This window comes from Streptomyces sp. NPDC051207, assembly GCF_040682395.1.
In the GTDB taxonomy this organism is placed as follows: Bacteria; Actinomycetota; Actinomycetes; order Streptomycetales; family Streptomycetaceae; genus Streptomyces.
The window spans coordinates 1-19648 of sequence record NZ_JBFBAX010000020.1 but is presented as its reverse complement, the minus strand read 5'-3'; the positions used below and the strand labels follow the sequence as shown (position 1 = coordinate 19648).

Genomic DNA, 19648 nt, shown 5'->3' with positions numbered 1-19648 from the left:
GGAAGGGCCGGGGAGCCGCCTGCGGAGACGGGGAGCCGGGCGCCGCCTACAGCGCGTCCGGCCCGCGCTCCCCGGTGCGGACCCGGACGACCGTGTCGACGGGCAGCGCCCACACCTTGCCGTCGCCGATCTTGCCGGTCCGCGCGGCCTTCACGACGGTGTCGATGACGGTGTCGGCGTCCGCGTCCTCCACGACCACCTCGATGCGCACCTTGGGCACCAGGTCGACCTGGTACTCGGCGCCGCGGTACACCTCGGTGTGGCCGCGCTGCCGGCCGTAGCCGCTGGCCTCGGAGACGGTCAGGCCGTGCACGCCGATGTCCTGCAGGGCGGTCCTGACCTCGTCCAGCCGGAACGGCTTGACGATCGCGGTGATGAGCTTCATGCCTGCGAGGTGACCTTCTGGGCGGTGGGGAGGACGGACGGGAGACCTGGGCGCCGTGCCCGAGGACCCCGTGATCGTAGGCCGTCTCGGCGTGCACCGTAAGGTCCAGGCCGGTGTGCTCCTGCTCCTCGCTCGCCCGGAAGCCCATCGCCCGGTCGATGAGCCTGCCGATGCCCCACACCGGCCGCGAGGCCGGCGGCGGGCGCGCCGAGCTGGGACACCGACCCGCACGAGCGTCACCGCCTCTCGGTTCCGCTCGTGTACGGCCGTGTTCCGGGGGCGTTCCGCAGGGCGCCGGGGGTTCCGGGACCTCACCGCGGCGGCCGGTGGGCACGCGTGTGCGGCGAGGGCTTGTGGATCAGGGAGAATGGGCGCCATGAGCGTTCGCAGCCAGTCATCCGGGCCGTCGGAATCGCCGGAGGCCGTCCACAGGGCGGGCTTCGCCTGTTTCGTGGGCCGCCCCAACGCGGGCAAGTCCACCCTCACGAACGCTCTGGTCGGGCAGAAGGTGGCCATCACGTCCAACCGCCCGCAGACGACCCGGCACACGGTGCGCGGCATCGTGCACCGGCCCGACGCGCAGCTGATCCTGGTCGACACCCCCGGCCTGCACAAGCCGCGCACGCTGCTGGGAGAGCGGCTGAACGACGTGGTCCGCACGACGTGGGCCGAGGTCGACGTGATCGGCTTCTGCCTGCCCGCCGACCAGAAGATCGGCCCCGGCGACCGCTTCATCGCCAAGGAGCTGGCCGACGTCCGCAGGACGCCGAAGGTCGCCGTCGTCACCAAGACGGACCTGGTGGACTCCAAGGCCCTCGCCGAGCAGCTCATCGCGGTCGACCAGCTGGGCAAGGAACTCGGCATCACCTGGGCGGAGATCGTCCCGGTGTCGGCGACCGCGGGTAAGCAGGTCGACCTGCTGGCCGACCTGCTGATCCCGCTCATGCCGGAGGGCCCCGCGCTCTACCCGGAGGGCGACCTCACGGACGAGCCCGAGCAGGTCATGGTGGCCGAGCTGATCCGCGAGGCGGCCCTGGAGGGGGTGCGCGACGAGCTGCCGCACTCCATCGCGGTGGTCGTGGAGGAGATGCTGCCGCGCGAGGACCGTCCCGCGGACAAGCCGCTGCTGGACATCCACGCCAACCTCTTCATCGAGCGCCCCAGTCAGAAGGGCATCGTCATCGGCCCCAAGGGCAAGCGTCTGAAGGACGTCGGCATCAAGTCCCGCAAGCAGATCGAGGCCCTGCTGGGCACGCCGGTCTTCCTGGACCTGCACGTGAAGGTCGCCAAGGACTGGCAGCGGGACCCCAAGCAGCTGCGCAGGCTGGGCTTCTGACACCGGGGGCGGCCCGCCGCGCCGCAGGGCCGGCGGGTGCCCAGGGCCGGTGGGTCACGCCCCCTCCTTCAGCACCCGCGTGATCAGCGCCCGCTGATCCTCCGTCAGCCCGGGGTCGGCGCAGTACACCGTTTCGCCGTCCACCGTGATCCGGTAACCGAAGCCGTCCGGCACGCCGGCCGGCGGTGTGCCCCGGCCGGCGGCCACCGCCCGCTCGGCCAGGGCCCGCCACTCGTGCGCGTCGTCGCGTCCCGAGGTGTCCACCTCGGCCCGGCGCTCGATGCCCGCGAAGCCGCCCGTGCGCCTCACCTGAATTCGCATGGGACTCTGTGTAGTACGGATCTACAGCGTCCGCACCCCGACCTGCTCCCAGGCCTTCGTCACCGCCCGCAGCTCGTCCCCCTGCCCGTAGCGGGCCCGCGCCGCCTTCACCGTCAGCGTGGCGAAGTCCGCGAACAGGGCGTCCTGCCGCAACTCGCCGCCGGTCAGCACGTCGTACCAGACCTGCCCGGCCCGCTCCCAGGCGTTGCCGCTGAGCGCCGTGGCCGCGAGGTAGAACGCGTGGTTGGGGATGCCGGAGTTGATGTGCACACCGCCGTTGTCGCGGTCGGTGCGGACGTAGTCCTCCATCGTCGCGGGCTGCGGGTCCTTGCCGAGCACGTCGTCGTCGTACGCCGTGCCCGGGGCCTTCATGGAGCGCAGCGCCTTGCCGGTGACGCGCGGGGCGAGCAGGCCCTCGCCGATCAGCCAGTCGGCCTCGGCGGCGGTCTGGCCGAGCGTGTACTGCTTGATGAGCGCGCCGAACACGTCCGACACCGACTCGTTGAGCGCGCCGGACTGGCCGAAGTACGCGAGGTTGGCGGTGTACTGGGTGACGCCGTGGGCGAGTTCGTGGCCGATGACGTCGACCGGGATGGTGAAGTCGAGGAAGATCTCGCCGTCCCCGTCGCCGAACACCATCTGCTCGCCGTTCCAGAAGGCGTTGTTGTACTCGCGGTCGTAGTGCACGGTCGCGTTCAGCGGCAGCCCGGCGCCGTCGACGGAGTCGCGTCCGTACGCCTTCAGCAGCAGCTCGAAGGTGGCGCCGAGGCCCGCGTAGGCGCGGTTGACGGTGGCGTCCGGGCCGGGGTCGTCGCCCTCGCCGCGGACCTTCTCGCCGGGCAGCTCGGTGCGGTGCTGTGCGTCGTGGATGGCGCGGCGCGGCCTGCCGGGCTCGGCGTCCCCGGCCGGGGCGGCGGGACGGGCACCGACGACGGTGGTCAGTCGGCGCTGGGTGCGCTCGTAGGCGTCGCGCTGGAGGGTGCGGCGGGCGGGACGGGCGAGCGCCGGGTCGTCGGCCTGCGCGAGCCGGTCGAGGACGTGCGGCGGCACGATGGTGCAGAAGACGGGCTGGAAGCCCCCGTTGATGGTGGTCATACCAGCAACCATCGCAGCCAGTGACGGAGTTGTCACTAGCTGCTACCTTGATCGGTGATATGCGGCCACACTGTGTCCGGCGGGGCGCCGCCGAGTGGTATGCGGCACTTTTCGCCCGCTTCGTCCCCCTGGTCCCGGCAGTCCCGCATACTGGAACAGGCCCGCGCGACCGGCGCGGCTCGGCTAGGCTGCGGAGCATCATGCGTTTCGGGCTGCTTCTCCTTAGCTGCCGCGGCGAGGGCCTGTAGTCGAGGCCGACCCCCTCCCCGCGGAGTCTGGCGTTGCGCCGTCGGCCGTCCATCCGGACACACGAGGAGCCCTTCGCATCATGGCCAACCGCCAGCAGCCCAGTTCCATGCCGATCCACAAGTACCGCGGGTACGAGCAGGTCGACATCCCGGACCGCACCTGGCCCGCCAACCGGATCACCACCGCCCCCCGCTGGCTCTCCACCGACCTGCGCGACGGCAACCAGGCACTGATCGACCCCATGTCGCCCGCCCGCAAGCGCGCGATGTTCGACCTGCTGGTCAGGATGGGCTACAAGGAGATCGAGGTCGGCTTCCCGGCCTCCGGCCAGACCGACTTCGACTTCGTCCGCTCGATCATCGAGGACGAGGACGCCATCCCGGACGACGTGACGATCTCCGTGCTGACCCAGGCCCGCGAGGACCTGATCGAGCGCACCGTGGAGTCCCTGAAGGGCGCCAGGCGCGCCACCGTCCACCTCTACAACGCCACCGCGCCCGTCTTCCGCCGCGTGGTCTTCCGCGGCTCCAGGGACGACATCCAGCAGATCGCCGTGGACGGCACCCGCCTGGTCATGGAGTACGCCGAGAAGCTGCTGGGCCCCGAGACGCAGTTCGGCTACCAGTACAGCCCCGAGATCTTCACCGACACCGAGCTGGACTTCGCGCTGGAGGTCTGCGAGGCGGTGATGGACGTCTGGCAGCCCGGCCCGGACCGCGAGATCATCCTCAACCTGCCCGCCACCGTGGAGCGTTCGACGCCCTCCACGCACGCCGACCGGTTCGAGTGGATGGGCCGCAACCTGTCCCGCCGCGAGTACGTCTGCCTGTCCGTCCACCCGCACAACGACCGCGGCACCGCCGTCGCCGCCGCCGAGCTGGCCCTGATGGCCGGCGCCGACCGCGTCGAGGGCTGCCTCTTCGGGCAGGGCGAGCGCACCGGCAACGTCGACCTGGTCACCCTGGGCATGAACCTGTTCTCGCAGGGCGTCGACCCGCAGATCGACTTCTCCGACATCGACGAGATCCGCCGTACGTGGGAGTACTGCAACCAGATGCAGGTCCACCCGCGCCACCCGTACGTGGGCGACCTGGTCTACACGTCCTTCTCCGGCTCCCACCAGGACGCCATCAAGAAGGGCTTCGACGCCATGGAGGCCGACGCGAAGGCCAGGGGCGTCACGGTCGACGACATCGAGTGGGCCGTGCCGTACCTGCCGATCGACCCCAAGGACGTCGGCCGGTCCTACGAGGCCGTCATCCGCGTCAACTCGCAGTCCGGCAAGGGCGGTGTCGCCTACGTGCTGAAGAACGAGCACAAGCTGGACCTGCCGCGCCGGATGCAGATCGAGTTCTCCAGGATCATCCAGGCGAAGACGGACGCCGAGGGCGGCGAGGTCACGCCGCAGGACATCTGGTCGGTGTTCCAGGACGAGTACCTGCCGAACCCGGACAACCCCTGGGGCCGCATCCAGGTCAAGACCGGCCAGTCCACCACCGACCGCGACGGCGTCGACACGCTCACCGTCGAGGCCGCCGTCGACGGCGAGGACACCGTCCTGACCGGCACCGGCAACGGTCCGATCTCGGCCTTCTTCGACGCCCTGCAGTCCATCGGCATCGACGTACGCCTGCTGGACTACCAGGAGCACACCATGAGCGAGGGGGCCTCCGCGCAGGCCGCCTCGTACATCGAGTGCGCCATCGGCGACAAGGTGCTGTGGGGCATCGGCATCGACGCCAACACCACGCGCGCCTCGCTGAAGGCGGTTGTCTCGGCCGTCAACCGCGCCGCTCGCTGACCCCCCCGGCCGGTGCCTTCGGGCCCCGTCCGCCGCGCACCGGCGGGCGGGGCCCCGTCGTGTCCGGACGGGGCCCGGGGCGTCGGATACCGGCCACTTCGCTGTGGAGGTCACGGAAAGGTCTCGTCCGGGGTACTGACTCAGGCTCACCAATGTGGCTAACATCACCAGGCGCGGCGATGGTGCCGTGGCATGACGGAGGTGCTGCGACGTGCTGCCTGGACGGGGACGAGACGGCCGTGCTGCCCGGCTTTCGCGCATCCTGGGCACCCGTACGGTATGGACGGCCGCCGGTGACGGCGAGTTCTTCTGCCCGGGCTGCGGGGGCGACCGCAACTACCAGCGGCTGACCGGCCGCCGCCGTTTCACCGTCCTCGGCGCGCCCGTGCTGCGGCGCGGCGAGACCGGCCCGGTCGTGGAGTGCGCCGCGTGCCGCGGGCACTTCGGCACCGACGTCCTCGACCACCCGACCACCACCCGCTTCTCCGCGATGCTCCGCGACGCCGTGCACACGGTCGCCCTGGCGGTCCTCGCCGCGGGCGGCGCCGGGTCCCGTACGGCCCTGGACGCGGCCGTCGGCGCGGTCCGCGCGGCCGGGTTCGACGACTGCACCGCCGACCGGCTCGGCGCCCTCGTGGAGGCGCTGGAGGCGGACACCGGGCGGGTCTGCGGCGAGCCCTGCGGTCCCGGCCTGGCCATAGAGCTGCACGAGGCGCTGGACCCGCTCGCCCCGCACCTCGCCGCCCCCGGCCGCGAGTCGATCCTCCTCCAGGGCGCCCGCATCGCCCTGGCCGACGGCCCCTACACGCCCGCCGAACGGGACGTCCTGGCCACCGTCGGCGCCGCGCTCACCATGTGCGCCACCGACGTGAACCGGCTGCTGGCGGCGGCGCGGACGCCGTCGTAGGGGCGCGGTGTTGCGGGCAGGCGTGCGCCGTCGTGGCCGCGCGGGCACGGCGCGGCGAGGCTGCCCGCACGGGCGAGCGCCGGTGACCGGCCCCGGAGGTGTCGGACATCCCTAGAGCAGACCGGCCGCGGCGAGGTACTTCCCGACCCGTTCCACCTCGTCCGGTGACAGCGGCACCTGGGGTTCCGCCGTCGCCGGGCAGGCGATGACGCCGCGCAGCCGCAGCGCCGCCTTGAACGCGCCGATGGCCGAGGAGCCTGGGCCCATCCGGGCCGGGTCGCCGACACCGACCAGGCCGAACAGGGCGCACAGCCGCTCCTGCTCGGCACGCGCCTGCTCCCAGTCGCCGGCCCGGCACAGCCGGTCGAGCCGGACGTAGCCGTGCGGGTCGACGTTGGCGAGGCCGGGCACCGCGCCGTGGGCGCCCAGCGCGAGCGCCGCGTCCACGAGCAGCTCGGAGCCGGTCAGGGCGCTGAAACCGCCGGGACCGGTGCCCGCGCGGAGCCCGGCCAGCACCGCGCGGAAGCCGCCCAGGTCGCCGCTGGAGTCCTTCAGGCCCGCCAGCACGCCCTCGGCGGCCAGCTCCAGCACCAGGTCGGCGGGGAGCTTGGTGTGCACGGACACCGGCAGGTCGTAGGCGATGACGGGCACCGGGCTGCGCTCGGCGACCAGCCGGTAGTGCCGGGCGATCTCCGCCCGGTGGGTGCGGGCGTAGAACGGGGCGGTGACGACCACGGCGTCCGCGCCCGCCGCCGTCACGTCCCGGACGTGGTCCAGCACCCGCGGCGTCGTCATGTCGATCGCCCCGGCCAGCACCGGCAGCCGCCCGCCCACGTGCGACACCACCGCCTCCACGACCGACCTGCGCTGCCGGTCGGTCAGATACACCGCCTCCGACGTGGAGCCCAGCACGAACAGGCCGTCGACGCCGCCGTCCACCAGATGGTCGACCAGGGCGACGAGCGAGGCCACGTCCACCTCGCGGTCCGGTGTCAGGGGCGTGCAGACGGGCGGGACGACACCGGTCAGCGGGGCGGGCACGGTCATGAAGGCTCCCTGGAGTGCGTCTGGCGTACGAGGTCGCGGGTGGACTCGTCCTCCTCCACAGGATGGTGACAGCGGAAGCGGTGACCCGGTACCGACGCGTCCGAGAAGCCCGGCATCACCTGCGCGCACACCTCGTCCGCCTTCCAGCAGCGGGTGCGGAACGGGCAGCCGCTCGGCGGGCGCGTCGCGGACGGCACCGGACCGGCCAGCGGGATGGGCTCGATGGGGTGCAGCAGGCCGGGCGTCGCGGAGAACAGGGCGCGGGTGTACGGGTGCCGGGCCCGGTCGGTGACCCGGGCGGCCGGGGACTCCTCGACGATCCGGCCGAGGTACATGGTGATCACGCGGTCGCTCATCCGCCGCACGGTCTGGATGTCGTGCGACACGAACACCAGCGCCAGGCCGAGGCGTTCCCTCAGGTCCAGCAGCAGGTTGAGGATCTGCGCCCGTACGGACACGTCCAGGGCGCTGGTCGGCTCGTCGGCGACCACCAGGTCCGGGCCGAGGGCCAGGGCGCGGGCGATGGCGACGCGCTGGCGCTGCCCGCCGGACAGCTGGCCGGGCAGCGCGTCGGCGAGGGCGCGCGCCAGGCCCACCAGCGACATCAGCTCCCGTACCCGCTCCTCCCGCTGGCCGGGGCTGCCCTGGCGGTGCACGTCGAGCGGGTCGCGCAGGATCCGCCGGACGGTCAGGCGGCGGTTCAGGGCCGTGGACGGGTCCTGGAAGATCATGCCGGTGTGGCGGCCGACGGTGGCGCGGCGCTCGGCGGGCGGCATCGTCCACAGGTCCCGGCCGCGGAACGACACCGTTCCGGCCGTCGGCCGCTCCACGCCGACCAGCACCTTCGCCAGCGTCGACTTGCCGCAGCCGGACTCGCCGACCACGCCGACCGTCTCGCCGGGCGCGAGCGTGAGGTCGGCGCCGGTCAGGGCGTACACCCGGTCCCGGGCGAACAGGCCGCCACTGCGGGCCTTGTGCACGACGTGCGCGCCGGACAGCCGCACGAGCACCTCCGGGGGCCCGTTCCGGCCGCTCACGGCACGGCTTTCGCCTCCGCCCCGGCCGGTCCCGCCCTGCTGGCCGTCGCCCCTCACGTCACCGCCCCCGTCTCCGTCCCCGTCGCGGCCAGGTCGACCGCCGGATGGTGGCACGCGGCCGTGTGGGCCGGGGGGCCCGTCAGGGTGGGGGCCGTCGTCCGGCAGACCGTGCTCGCCCGCCGGCACCGGTCGGCGAAGCGGCAGCCCGGCGGGAAGTCGGCGGGGGACGGCACGGTGCCCCTGATCTGCGTCATCCGCTCCTCGGCGGACTCCAGCGACAGGACGCTGCCGAGCAGGCCGCGGGTGTAGTGGTGCGCGGGTGCCTCCACCAGGTCGGCGGTCACCCCGCTCTCCACGATCTGCCCGCCGTACATCACCGCCACCCGGTCCGTGACGTCGGCGACCAGCGCCAGGTCGTGCGAGACGAGGACCAGCGCGAAGCCGAGCTCCTCCCGCAGCCGCAGCAGCAGTTCCATGATCTGTGCCTGCACGGTCACGTCCAGGGCCGTGGTCGGCTCGTCGGCGACGATCAGGCCCGGGTCGCGGGACAGTGCCATCGCGATGAGCACGCGCTGCCGCTGCCCGCCGGACAGTTCGTGCGGATAGCTGCGCAGGGTGCGCTCCGGGTCGAGCCCGACCATCGTCAGCAGCTCGGCGGGGCCGCGCCGGCCACCGCGCCGGACGACCTGCTTCAGCTGCGCCCGGATCGTCATGGCCGGGTTCAGCGACGACAGGGCGTCCTGGTAGATCATCGCCATCTCGTGGCCGAGCAGCCTGCGCCGTACCCGCGCCGGCTCGGCGAGCAGGTCCCGCTGCCGGAAGCGGACCCGGCCGCGCACCCGGGCGTCCCTCGGCAGCAGACCCATCACGGCGAGCGCGGTCAGCGACTTGCCGCAGCCCGACTCGCCGACCAGGCCGAGCACTTCACCGGGGTGGACCTCGAAGCTGACGCCGTCCACGATGTCGACGCCGCCGTGGCGCCGGTCGAAGCCGATGGCGAGGTTCTCCACGGCGAGCACCGGCCGCCCGTCGCGCGGCACCGCGCGGGCCCGGGCGCGCAGCCGCCGCGCCGCCTCGGTCAGGCCGGGCAGCCGCAGCACCTCGCCGCCGGGCTCGGGCGCCCGGAGCCGGTCCTCGCCGCCGCGGGTCCCCGCCTCCCGTGCCGATGCCTCCACCTCCCGCGCCGACGGCGCCGCCCACGCGTCGGAGACGCCCTCGGACAGGACGTTCAGCGACAGCACGGTGAGCAGCATCAGCAGCCCCGGGAACACGGTCGCCCACCAGCCGCCGGTGAGCACCATGTTCTTGCCGTCCGCGATGACGCTGCCCCAGGACGGGTCCGGCGGCCGGACGCCCGCGCCGATGAAGGACAGCGACGCCTCGAAGACGATGGCCTCCGCGACCTGCACGGTGCAGAACACCAGCACGGGCGCGGCGCAGTTGACGGCCACGTGCCGCAGCACGATGTGCGCGGTGCGCGCGCCGATCACCCGTTCCGCCGTCACGTAGTCCTCGCCGTACTGGTCCAGCACATTGGCCCGTACGACCCGGGCGACGGGCGGTGTGAACAGGAACGCGATGGCGCAGATCAGCACCGTGATGCCGCCGCCGAACACGGCGACCAGCACGGCGGCCAGCGCGATGCCGGGGAAGGCCATCACGACGTCCAGGCACCGCATCAGCGTCTCGTCCACGGCCTTGCGGGAGGTCGCCGCGACCGCGCCCAGCAGCGCCCCGGCGACGAGGGCGAGCGCGGTCGCGCCCAGCCCGATCGCCAGCGACCAGCGCGCCCCGTACATCAGCCGGCTGAGGATGTCCCGGCCCAGGCTGTCCTGCCCCATCCAGTGCCCGGCGGACGGATGCCCGGTGCCGTCGGCCGGGGGCTGCTGGTCGAGCGGGTCGTGGGGCGCGAGCAGCGGCGCGCACAGGGCCACGACCACGACGACCGCGAGGAAGCAGGCCGCCGCCCTCGACGGCGGCGGCAGGCGGCGCAGCCGGACGCCGGGCCGGGACAGCGCCTCGGCGAGGCCCTTGCGGGTGCGCGTCACGCGGCCTCCCTCAGGCGCGGGTTGACCAGCAGGTACAGCAGGTCGATGACGAGGTTGACGACGACGAACCCGGTCGCGGTGGTGAGGACGACGCCCTGCACGACGGCCGGATCGCCGTTCTTCACGGCGTCGATCATCAGCTTGCCCATGCCGGGCAGCGAGAAGATCGTCTCGATGACGACGGCGCCGCCCAGCAGATAGCCGACCCTGAGGCCGAGTACGGTCAGCGGGTTGATGAGCGCGTTGCGCAGCACGTTCCGGCCGACCACCACGTGCGGCGGCAGGCCGCTGCCGATGGCCGTACGGACGTAGTCCTTGTCCAGTTCCTCCACGACGGACGTCCGCACGATCCGGGTGAGCTGCGCCGCCACCGGCAGGGACAGCGCGACCGCGGGCAGGGTCATGGTCTTCAGCCAGCCCGTGAGGGAGTCCGCCGGGTTGATGTAGCCGCCGGTCGGGAACCAGCCCAGGTCGACCGCCAGGTACTGGATCATCAGCAGGGCCAGCCAGAAGCCGGGCGCGGCGACCCCGGTGAGCGACACGACCCGGATGATCTGGTCGGGCAGGCGGTCCCGGTGGATCGCGGCGGTCACCCCGCCGATCAGCGCGAGCAGCACCGCGAGGCCGAGGCCGAGGAAGGTGAGCTGGAGGGTGAGCGGCAGGGCGGTGGTGACCTGGTCGATGACCGGTTCCCGGGTCAGGGCGCTGGTGCCCAGGTCGCCGTGGAGCAGGTCGGCGACGAAGTGCACGTAGCGCACCGGCAGCGGGTCCAGCAGGCCGTGTTCCTCGCGGAAGTCGTGCAGTTGCTCGGGCGTCGGGTTGGCGCCCTGGAAGAACGCGGACGCCGGGTCGGTGTCGGAGAACCGCATCACCAGGAACACGAACAGCACGATGCCGAGCATCAGCGGCACGAGCAGCGCGACGCGGCGCAGCAGGATGCGGGCGATGGCCACCACGCGCGGTCAGCTCCTCACGCCGTCAGGCCCACTTGGCCTGGAGGAGGTTGATGCCGGGGTAGGGCTGGGCCCTGATCCCGGCGAGCGCGTCCGGGTCCCAGGCCGTCATCAGCTCGTTGTGGACGACCGGGTAGAGCACGGCCTGCTCGGCGACGACGTCGATGCAGTCCTGGATCATCGCCTTCTTCTTCTCCGGGTCCGGCTCCCGGGTGGCCCGGTCCATGTCCCGGAAGAGGGCCTTGGCGACGGGGTTGCCGGCCCACCGGGTGTACTGCATCCACAGGTTTGCGGGCCCGTGGTTGTAGCGCATGATCAGGTCGGCGTCGAGACCGAACTGGTTGGGGTTCGAGGCGGCGGCGACGACCTGGTAGTCCCGCTTCTGGTCCAGCTTCGTGAAGACGGCCGTGGTCTCCTGCGGCGACAGCGTCGTCCTGACGCCGATCGCGTCCCAGGAGGACTTGACGGTCGGCAGGCAGTCCACGATCCAGCTGACGTTCACGGCGAGGATGTCGATCCTCAGCCCTTCGGCCCCGGCCTCCTTCAGCAGGGCCCTCGCCCGGTCGGGGTCGTAGTCGTAGACCGTCCTGGCGCGCCGGTGGGCGGGGTTGGCCTCGTCGAGGAACGACGTGGCCGGTTTCCCGTGCCCCTTGAGCGCCACCTCGACCATCTTCTCGGTGTCGATGGCGTAGTGCAGTGCCTGCCGCACCCGCACGTCGTCGAAGGGCTTGTGCCGGGTGTTGAACATCAGGAACAGGTTGTTCATCCCGGCGCCGCCGGCGACGGTCAGCCCGCTGCTCTCCAGCTGCCCGATGTTGGCGTACGGGATGTTGTCGGCGATCTGCGCGCCCGCGCCCGAGCCGGAGATCTTGGCGACGCGGGGGGCGGCGTCCACGATCGTCAGCCAGTTCATCCTCTTGAAGGCGGGCGTGCGGGGGCCGTTGTAGCCGTCGTACGCCTCGAAGGTGGTGTTGGACTTCGGGTGGTGCGCGGTCTGCCGGTACGGGCCCGAGCCGACCGCGAGGCCTTTGATCGCCTCGTTCCAGGCGCCCGGCTTCGAGAACACGTGCTTCGGCATGACCTTGGCGAGGGTGAGCCGCGAAAGCCCGTCCGGGAAGGGGAACTTGAGCACCAGCTCGACGGTCCGCCCGTCGACCTTGCGGACCTCCTTCAGCCAGCTCGCGAAGAAGCCCTTGGCGAGGGTCTGGGTGCCCGGGTCGAGGATCCGGTCGAAGACGAACACCACGTCGTCCGCCGTCACCGGTTTCCCGTCGTGGAAGGTGGCCCCGGCCCGCAGCGTGAACCGCCACGACGTGGCGTTCGCGTCCTGCGGCACCTCGGTCGCGAGCGCCGCGTACGGCTCGCGGGAGATCGGGTCGGTGTCGAGCAGCCCCTCGTAGATGTGGTGGTTGGCGGCCATGCAGAACGCGGACGCCGTCTGCGTCGGGTCCCAGCTGCCGTCGTTGCCGTAGCCGATCACCGCCGTCAGCGTGCGGTTGGCGCCGCCGCCCCCGCCGCCGGTGTCGTTGGTGGACTGCGGCCCGGACGAACAGGCCGACAGCGACGCCGGGACGCAGGCGGCGGCGCCCAGCGCGCCGCCGCGCTTCAGGAACGACCGGCGTGCCGGCAGGTCGTGGGTCACGTCGCGCACGGGTCCTCCAGCGGGGAAGGAGTGGCAGAGAGCGGGAAGCGGCGGGGCGGGGGAGGAGGTACGACGTCCTACGTCCTGGCAGTGCGACCGTAGGAGCGCCCGTGGGGGCGGTCAAGGGATCGCGCGCGAATGGCGCACCAATGGCGCAACCGCCACGGGCGGGACCTGGCCGGGGCCGGGAGCGGGATGTCCCCGGCGGCCCCACCCGGCGCCGCCGTACGGGAGAATGACGCCATGAGCCTGTTCCGCGACGACGGCATCGTGCTGCGCACCCAGAAGCTGGGTGAAGCGGACCGCATCATCACGCTGCTCACCCGGGGGCACGGGCGGGTGCGCGCCGTCGCGCGGGGCGTACGCCGGACCAAGTCCAAGTTCGGGGCGCGCCTCGAACCGTTCTCGCACGTCGACGTGCAGTTCTTCGCCAAGGGCAGCGAGCTGGTCGGCCGCGGCCTGCCGCTGTGCACCCAGAGCGAGACCATCGCGCCGTACGGCGGCGGCATCGTCACCGACTACGCCCGCTACACCGCGGGCACCGCCATGCTGGAGACCGCCGAGCGGTTCACCGACCACGAGGGCGAACCGGCCGTGCAGCAGTACCTGCTGCTCGTGGGAGCCCTGCGCACCCTCGCCCGCGGCGAGCACGCCCCCCACCTCGTGCTCGACGCCTTCCTGCTGCGCTCCCTCGCCGTCAACGGCTACGCGCCGAGCTTCGGCGACTGCGCCAAGTGCGGCATGCCCGGACCCAACCGGTTCTTCTCCGTGGCGTCCGGCGGCTCCGTCTGCGCCGACTGCCGCGTCCCCGGCAGCGTCGTACCCTCGCCGCAGGCCCTGGAACTCCTCGGCGCGCTGCTTACGGGAGACTGGGAGACCGCGGACGCCTGCGAGGCGCGGTACGTCAGGGAGGGCAGCGGGCTGGTGTCCGCCTATCTGCACTGGCACCTGGAGCGCGGCCTGCGCTCCCTGCGGTACGTAGAGAAATAGCGACTGAGGAGACGAGAAACCCATGGCCGTACGCGGGATCCTGGGGCGCCAGCGCCGGGAGTACAGCACGCCGGAGCCGCACCCGTCCGGCGCGCGGCCTCCGAAGCTCCCGGGCGAGCTGATCCCGAACCATGTGGCGATCATCATGGACGGGAACGGCCGGTGGGCCAAGGAACGCGGCCTGCCCCGCACCGAGGGGCACAAGGTCGGCGCCGAGCGCGTGCTCGACGTACTCCAGGGCGCCATCGAGATGGGCGTCGGCGCCATCTCCCTGTACGCGTTCTCCACGGAGAACTGGAAGCGCTCGCCCGACGAGGTGCGCTTCCTGATGAACTTCAACCGCGACTTCATCCGCAAGACCCGCGACCGGCTCGACGAACTGGGCGTGCGGGTGCGCTGGGTGGGCCGGATGCCCAAGCTGTGGAAGTCCGTCGCCCGGGAACTCCAGGTCGCCCAGGAGCAGACCAAGGACAACGACCGGCTCACGCTGTACTTCTGCATGAACTACGGCGGCCGGGCCGAGATCGCCGACGCCGCGAAGGCCATCGCCGAGGACGTGCGGGCGGGCCGGCTCGACCCGTCGAAGGTGAACGAGAAGACCGTCGCGAAGTACCTGTACTACCCGGACATGCCGGACGTGGACCTGTTCCTGCGGCCCAGCGGCGAGCAGCGCACGTCCAACTACCTGCTGTGGCAGAGCGCCTACGCCGAGATGGTCTTCCAGGACGTGCTGTGGCCGGATTTCGACCGCCGGGACCTGTGGCGGGCATGTCTCGAATTCGCCTCCCGCGACCGCCGCTTCGGCGGCGCGATCCCGAACGAGGAGTTGCTGGCGATGGAGGGACGCACGGGCACCTGACAGCCGCCCGGAACCCGCGCCCCGGAAGGGGCGCGGGGAACTGCGCGATCAGCCCGCGGCCACCCGCAGCCCCCGACGGACCCGGGCGGGCACGGCGCTCACGAAGCCGCTGAACCCGCGGCGCACTCCGCACACGTGCCGAAGATCTCCACCGTGTGCGCCACGTTCACATACCCGTGCTCCGCCGCGATGGCCTCCGCCCACTTCTCCACGGCCGGGCCCTCCACCTCGACCGCGCTGCCGCACGAGCGGCACACGAGGTGGTGGTGGTGCTCGCCGGACGAGCAGCGGCGGTAGACGGACTCGCCGTCGGAGGTGCGCAGCACGTCGACCTCACCGGCCTCGGCGAGGGACTGAAGGGTGCGGTAGACGGTGGTGAGCCCGACCGAATCGCCCTTGTGCCTGAGCATGTCGTGGAGCTCCTGCGCGCTGCGGAACTCCTCGACCTCGTCCAGGGCCGCCGCCACGGCGGCGCGCTGCCGGGTGGCGCGGCCCTTGACGGGCGGTCCAGCGGTGGTCACCGGTTGCCTCCTCACGTCCGACTGTGCCCGGGTCATTGTGCCAGCCCGTGCTGCGGCCGGTCAGACGCCGGTCTTTCCGGCCGCCCCCCGGCTGGCCGGAATCACACACTCTGCGGGGTCGCCGGCGGGCTGTGCCGCGGCCAGGGCACGGGCCCGGCGCCGGGCCAGCGGAGCCGCGAGCGCCGTCAGCGCGACGAACGCGCCGATGGTCAGCAGCACGATCGTCGCGCCGGGCGGCACGTCCTGGTAGTACGAGGTGACGGTGCCGCCGATGGTCACGCTCACGCCGATGGCCACGGCGAGCGCGAACGTCACCGCGAAGCTGCGGGTGAGCTGCTGCGCGGCGGCCACCGGGACCACCATCAGCGCCGACACCAGCAGCAGCCCGACGACCCGCATGGCGACCGTCACGGTGACGGCCGCGGTGATCGCCGTCAGCAGGTTCAGGGCCCGCACCGGCAGGCCGGTCACGCGCGCGAACTCCTCGTCCAGGCTGACCGCGAACAGCTGCCGCCGCAGGCCGAGCGTGACGAGGACCACGAACCCGGCCAGCACGCAGATCGCCGTCACGTCGGACTCGGACACCGTCGACAGCGAGCCGAAGAGGTACGAGGTGAGGTTCGCGTTGGAGCCGGTCGGGGCGAGGTTGATGAACATCACGCCGCCGGCCATGCCGCCGTAGAACAGCATGGCGAGGGCGATGTCGCCGCGCGTCCTGCCGTACCAGCGGATCAGCTCCATGAGGACCGCGCCGACGACGGACACCAGCGTCGCCATCCACACCGGCGACCAGGACAGCAGGAAGCCGAGGCCGACGCCGGTCATGGCGACGTGTCCGATGCCGTCGCCCATCAGGGCCTGGCGGCGCTGCACGAGGTAGATGCCGACGGCCGGCGCGGTGATGCCGACCAGGACGGCCGCCAGCAGGGCCCGCCGCATGAAGTCGTAGTCGAGGATGTCCATCAGCTCAGCAGTCCCGTGCGGATCGGCTCGGCGCCCTCCGGCGCGTGCGGGTGTACGTGGTCGTGGCCGGGCAGCGCGTGCTGGCCGACCGCCTCGGGCGGCGGGCCGTCGTGCACCACGCAGCCGTCGCGCAGCACGACCGCGCGGTCGATCAGCGGCTCCAGCGGGCCGAGTTCGTGCAGGACGAGCAGGACGGACACGCCCTGGGCGACCTGCTCGCGCAGCGTCTCGGCGAGCACCTCCTGGCTGGCCAGGTCGACGCCCGCCATCGGCTCGTCCATGATCAGCAGTTCGGGTTCGGCGGTGAGGGCGCGGGCGATCAGCACCCGCTGGTGCTGGCCGCCGGACAGCGCGTTCACGGAGTCCTTCGCCCGGTCCGCCATGCCGACCAGGTCCAGGGCGCGGCGCACCGCCTCGTGGTCGGCCTTGCGCAGCATCCCGAACCGGGCCCGCGACAGCCGGCCGGAGGCGACGACCTCGGTGACGGTGGCGGGGACGCCGCCCGCGGCGGTGGTGCGCTGCGGTACGTAGCCCACGCGCGCCCAGTCGCGGAAGCGGTGCCGGGGCGTGCCGAACAGCTCGATGGCGCCGGACGCCACCGGCACCTGGCCGATGACGCTGCGCACGGCGGTCGACTTGCCCGAGCCGTTGGCGCCGAGCAGCGCGACGACCTCACCGCGGCGCACGGTGAGGTCGATGCCGCGCAGGACGGGGCGCGAGCCCAGCTCGGCGCGGACGCCGCGCATCGATATGACGGGCTCGGTCATGCCGTCCTCCAGTCCGGTCACTTGCTGCCCAGGGCCTTCTTCAACGCCTCCAGGTTGGCCTCCATGACCTGGATGTAGTCGTCGCCCCGGGACTTGTCCGTGATGCCCTCCACGGGGTCCAGCACGTCGGTCTTGAGGCCGGCGTCCCTGGCGAGGGTCTTGGCGGTCTTGTCCGACACCAGTGTCTCGTAGAACACGGTGGTCACGCCGTCGGCCTTGGCCTCCTGCTGGAGCTCCTTCACGCGGGCGGCGCTGGGCTCGCTCTCCGGGTCCAGGCCGGCGATGGCCTCCTGGGTCAGGCCGTAGCGGTGGGCGAGGTAGCCGAAGGCGGCGTGGTGGGTGAAGAAGACCTTGGTCTTCGTGTTCTTCAGGCCCTCCTGGAACGCGGCGTCGAGGGCGGTGAGCTTCTTGACCAGGCCGGCGGTGTTCTTGCGGTAGTCCGCCGCGTGGTCCGGGTCGGCCTTCTGGAGGGCCTTGCCCACGCCCTCGGCGATCTCGGCGTACTTCGACGGGTCGAGCCAGACGTGCGGGTCGAGGGCGTGCTCCTGCTCGGAGTGCTCCTCCTCGGTGTGCCCCTCCTCGCTGTGCCCTTCCTCGGCGTGCTCCTCCTCGCCGCCGTGGTCGTGGCCGTCCTCGGTGCCGAGCTCCTCCAGCTTCGTGAGGGTCGCCGCGTCGATCTTCGTCTTGACGCCGGACTGGGCGACGGCCTCGTCCACGGTGGGCTGCAGGCCCTTGAGGTAGAGCGCCGCGTCGGACTCCTCGAGCTGCGCCCGCTGCTGGGTGCTGATCTCCAGGTCGTGCGGCTCCTGGCCGGGCTTGGTGAGACTGCTGACGCTGACGTGCTCGCCGCCGATCTGCTCGGCGAGGTAGGCCATAGGGTAGAACGACGCGACGACGTCGAACTTCTCCGTGTTGCCCGCGGCGGTGCTGTCGGAGGAGCAGGCGGACAGCGTGCCGAGCGCGAGCGCGGTGGCCGCGGCGGTCGCCAACCCGGATATGTGGTGTCGTCGTACGTTCATGACACTCATTTTCAACAAATATGGAAACCGTTGTCAACAAAGCCCGGTCACGGCACCGATTTGATTGAAGGGCAGGCCCCGCCGGTAACCTGAAGCATTCGCTGGAAGCAACTCGCTTCGTCGCCCGTCGTCGTAATGAAGAGAGCACCGTGGCCGCCGACAAGATCGACACCATCGTCAGCCTGAGCAAGCGCCGTGGCTTCGTATTCCCCTGCAGTGAGATCTACGGCGGTCAGCGCGCCGCCTGGGACTACGGACCGCTGGGTGTCGAGCTCAAGGAGAACCTCAAGCGCCAGTGGTGGCGCTACATGGTGACGTCGCGCGAGGACGTCGTCGGCATCGACTCGTCCGTGATCCTGGCCCCCGAGGTGTGGGTCGCCTCCGGCCACGTCGCCACCTTCACGGACCCGCTCACCGAGTGCACCTCCTGCCACAAGCGGTTCCGCGCGGACCACCTGGAGGAGGCGTACGAGGAGAAGAAGGGCCGCGCCCCGGAGAACGGCCTCGCCGACATCAACTGCCCCAACTGCGGCAACAAGGGCCAGTTCACCGAGCCCAAGCAGTTCTCGGGCCTGCTCTCCACGCACCTCGGCCCGACCCAGGACAGCGGCTCCGTCGCCTACCTGCGTCCCGAGACCGCGCAGGGCATCTTCACCAACTTCGCCCAGGTGCAGACCACTTCGCGCCGCAAGCCGCCGTTCGGCATCGCCCAGATGGGCAAGTCCTTCCGCAACGAGATCACGCCCGGCAACTTCATCTTCCGCACCCGCGAGTTCGAGCAGATGGAGATGGAGTTCTTCGTCAAGCCGGGCGAGGACGAGAAGTGGCAGGAGTACTGGATGGAGCAGCGCTGGAACTGGTACACCGGCCTGGGCATGCGCGAAGAGAACATGCGGTGGTACGAGCACCCGCAGGAGAAGCTCTCCCACTACTCCAAGCGCACCGCCGACATCGAGTACCGCTTCCAGTTCGGCGGCAGCGAGTGGGGCGAGCTGGAGGGCGTCGCCAACCGTACCGACTACGACCTCGGCGCCCACTCCAAGGCCTCCGGCCAGGACCTGTCCTACTTCGACCAGGAGGCCGGCGAGCGCTGGACGCCGTACGTCATCGAGCCCGCGGCCGGTGTCGGCCGCGCGATGCTGGCGTTCCTGCTCGACGCGTACATCGAGGACGAGGCGCCCAACGCCAAGGGCAAGATGGAGAAGCGCACCGTGCTGCGCCTCGACCACCGCCTCGCCCCGGTGAAGGTCGCGGTGCTGCCGCTGTCCCGCAACCCCGAGCTGTCCCCGAAGGCCAAGGGCCTCGCCCAGGCGCTGCGGCAGAACTGGAACATCGAGTTCGACGACGCGGGCGCCATCGGCCGCCGCTACCGCCGCCAGGACGAGATCGGCACGCCGTACTGCGTGACGGTCGACTTCGACACGCTGGACGACAACGCGGTGACCGTCCGCGAGCGTGACTCGATGAAGCAGGAGCGCGTCTCCCTCGACCAGATCGAGGGCTACCTGGCCTCGCGCCTGGTCGGCTGCTAGGGCCTGCCGTTCGGATCAGCCTGGCCGTGATGCGCTGTGCCTCCGGGCCGACCCGAGCGGGGTCTGGTGCGTGCAGCTGCAAGGCGGAGGAGGGAGTCGACGCGATGGGGGTCCCTCCCGCGCGAGTGAAGCCGAGCGTGGGGGAGTCGGCGAGTGACGACAACGCCGCAGATGTG

Annotated in this window: 18 protein-coding genes and 1 pseudogene; 6 read left to right on the top strand and 13 right to left on the bottom strand. The window is 71.8% G+C overall.

The genetic code is table 11. The features are described from left to right. Window positions 1-46: 46 nt before the first annotated feature. Together AB0M97_RS20175 and AB0M97_RS20170 are read right to left on the bottom strand one after the other, a co-directional pair. Window positions 47-385, bottom strand: coding sequence for a P-II family nitrogen regulator (locus AB0M97_RS20175; RefSeq protein ID WP_365962273.1), 339 nt, complete (start codon window positions 383-385; stop codon window positions 47-49). Next, window positions 382-563 (bottom strand): annotated as a pseudogene (locus tag AB0M97_RS20170) (ammonia channel protein); the annotation flags it as partial. The gene AB0M97_RS20175 and the pseudogene AB0M97_RS20170, both read right to left, overlap by 4 nt. A 198-nt stretch (window positions 564-761) precedes the next feature. Here AB0M97_RS20170 and era point away from each other — a divergent pair. Then, window positions 762-1721 carry a GTPase Era gene (era, locus tag AB0M97_RS20165; protein ID WP_365962272.1) on the top strand — a complete coding sequence of 320 codons (960 nt, stop codon included), beginning with the start codon at window positions 762-764 and terminating at the stop codon, window positions 1719-1721. Between the two features lie 54 nt (window positions 1722-1775). On the opposite strand, the gene AB0M97_RS20160 is transcribed toward era, so the two are convergent. Further along, window positions 1776-2042 (bottom strand): protealysin inhibitor emfourin, encoded by a 267-nt coding sequence (locus AB0M97_RS20160; protein ID WP_365962270.1) that lies wholly within the window; start codon window positions 2040-2042, stop codon window positions 1776-1778. Between the two features lie 21 nt (window positions 2043-2063). Further along, a complete protein-coding gene (locus tag AB0M97_RS20155) occupies window positions 2064-3137 on the bottom strand; it encodes a M4 family metallopeptidase (protein WP_365962269.1) in 1074 nt (357 codons plus the stop codon). A 328-nt stretch (window positions 3138-3465) separates the two neighbouring features. Between AB0M97_RS20155 and leuA the strand changes: the two genes are divergently transcribed. Both leuA and AB0M97_RS20145 read left to right on the top strand, forming a co-directional pair. Continuing rightward, window positions 3466-5187, top strand: a complete 1722-nt coding sequence (gene leuA, locus AB0M97_RS20150) for a 2-isopropylmalate synthase (RefSeq protein ID WP_365962268.1) — start codon at window positions 3466-3468, stop codon at window positions 5185-5187. Window positions 5188-5398: 211 nt separating this feature from the next. Then, on the top strand, window positions 5399-6094 hold the full coding sequence (locus AB0M97_RS20145; protein WP_365962267.1) for a TerB family tellurite resistance protein: 696 nt from the start codon (window positions 5399-5401) through the stop codon (window positions 6092-6094). 111 nt (window positions 6095-6205) lie between these two features. Here the strand turns inward: AB0M97_RS20145 and AB0M97_RS20140 are convergent, their stop codons facing one another. The 5 genes from AB0M97_RS20140 to AB0M97_RS20120 are packed head-to-tail and all read right to left on the bottom strand — an operon-like array spanning window position 6206 to window position 12830. Further along, window positions 6206-7141 (bottom strand): dihydrodipicolinate synthase family protein, encoded by a 936-nt coding sequence (locus AB0M97_RS20140; protein ID WP_365962266.1) that lies wholly within the window; start codon window positions 7139-7141, stop codon window positions 6206-6208. Continuing rightward, on the bottom strand, window positions 7138-8178 hold the full coding sequence (locus AB0M97_RS20135) for an ABC transporter ATP-binding protein (RefSeq protein ID WP_365962265.1): 1041 nt from the start codon (window positions 8176-8178) through the stop codon (window positions 7138-7140). Before AB0M97_RS20135 ends, AB0M97_RS20140 begins: the two co-directional genes overlap by 4 nt. Before the next feature lie 53 nt (window positions 8179-8231). Then, window positions 8232-10226, bottom strand: a complete 1995-nt coding sequence (locus tag AB0M97_RS20130) for a dipeptide/oligopeptide/nickel ABC transporter permease/ATP-binding protein (RefSeq protein ID WP_365962264.1) — start codon at window positions 10224-10226, stop codon at window positions 8232-8234. Beyond that, the gene (locus AB0M97_RS20125) at window positions 10223-11182 is read right to left on the bottom strand and encodes an ABC transporter permease (protein WP_365962263.1); all 960 of its coding nucleotides are present in this window, start codon (window positions 11180-11182) and stop codon (window positions 10223-10225) included. Before AB0M97_RS20125 ends, AB0M97_RS20130 begins: the two co-directional genes overlap by 4 nt. Before the next feature lie 22 nt (window positions 11183-11204). Then, window positions 11205-12830 carry an ABC transporter substrate-binding protein gene (locus AB0M97_RS20120; RefSeq protein WP_365962262.1) on the bottom strand — a complete coding sequence of 542 codons (1626 nt, stop codon included), beginning with the start codon at window positions 12828-12830 and terminating at the stop codon, window positions 11205-11207. 234 nt (window positions 12831-13064) lie between these two features. On the opposite strand from AB0M97_RS20120, the gene recO reads away from it, so the two are divergent. After that, window positions 13065-13811, top strand: a complete 747-nt coding sequence (gene recO / locus AB0M97_RS20115; protein WP_365962261.1) for a DNA repair protein RecO — start codon at window positions 13065-13067, stop codon at window positions 13809-13811. Window positions 13812-13833: 22 nt separating this feature from the next. Beyond that, window positions 13834-14670, top strand: coding sequence for an isoprenyl transferase (locus AB0M97_RS20110; protein WP_365962260.1), 837 nt, complete (start codon window positions 13834-13836; stop codon window positions 14668-14670). Between the two features lie 98 nt (window positions 14671-14768). Here the strand turns inward: AB0M97_RS20110 and AB0M97_RS20105 are convergent, their stop codons facing one another. From AB0M97_RS20105 to AB0M97_RS20090, 4 genes are read right to left on the bottom strand one after another with little or no spacing between them, the layout of a single operon-like run. Further along, window positions 14769-15191, bottom strand: coding sequence for a transcriptional repressor (locus AB0M97_RS20105; RefSeq protein WP_365962259.1), 423 nt, complete (start codon window positions 15189-15191; stop codon window positions 14769-14771). 60 nt (window positions 15192-15251) lie between these two features. After that, window positions 15252-16154, bottom strand: coding sequence for a metal ABC transporter permease (locus AB0M97_RS20100; protein ID WP_365962258.1), 903 nt, complete (start codon window positions 16152-16154; stop codon window positions 15252-15254). After that, window positions 16154-16921 carry a metal ABC transporter ATP-binding protein gene (locus tag AB0M97_RS20095; protein ID WP_365962257.1) on the bottom strand — a complete coding sequence of 256 codons (768 nt, stop codon included), beginning with the start codon at window positions 16919-16921 and terminating at the stop codon, window positions 16154-16156. Before AB0M97_RS20095 ends, AB0M97_RS20100 begins: the two co-directional genes overlap by 1 nt. 17 nt (window positions 16922-16938) lie before the next feature. Further along, complete coding sequence (locus AB0M97_RS20090; RefSeq protein ID WP_365962256.1) at window positions 16939-17940, bottom strand: metal ABC transporter substrate-binding protein; 1002 nt, start codon at window positions 17938-17940, stop codon at window positions 16939-16941. A 149-nt stretch (window positions 17941-18089) separates the two neighbouring features. Here AB0M97_RS20090 and AB0M97_RS20085 point away from each other — a divergent pair, with 149 nt between their 5' ends. Further along, window positions 18090-19472: a glycine--tRNA ligase gene (locus AB0M97_RS20085; protein WP_365962255.1), complete on the top strand. Its 1383-nt coding sequence runs from the start codon at window positions 18090-18092 to the stop codon at window positions 19470-19472. Window positions 19473-19648: the final 176 nt, after the last annotated feature.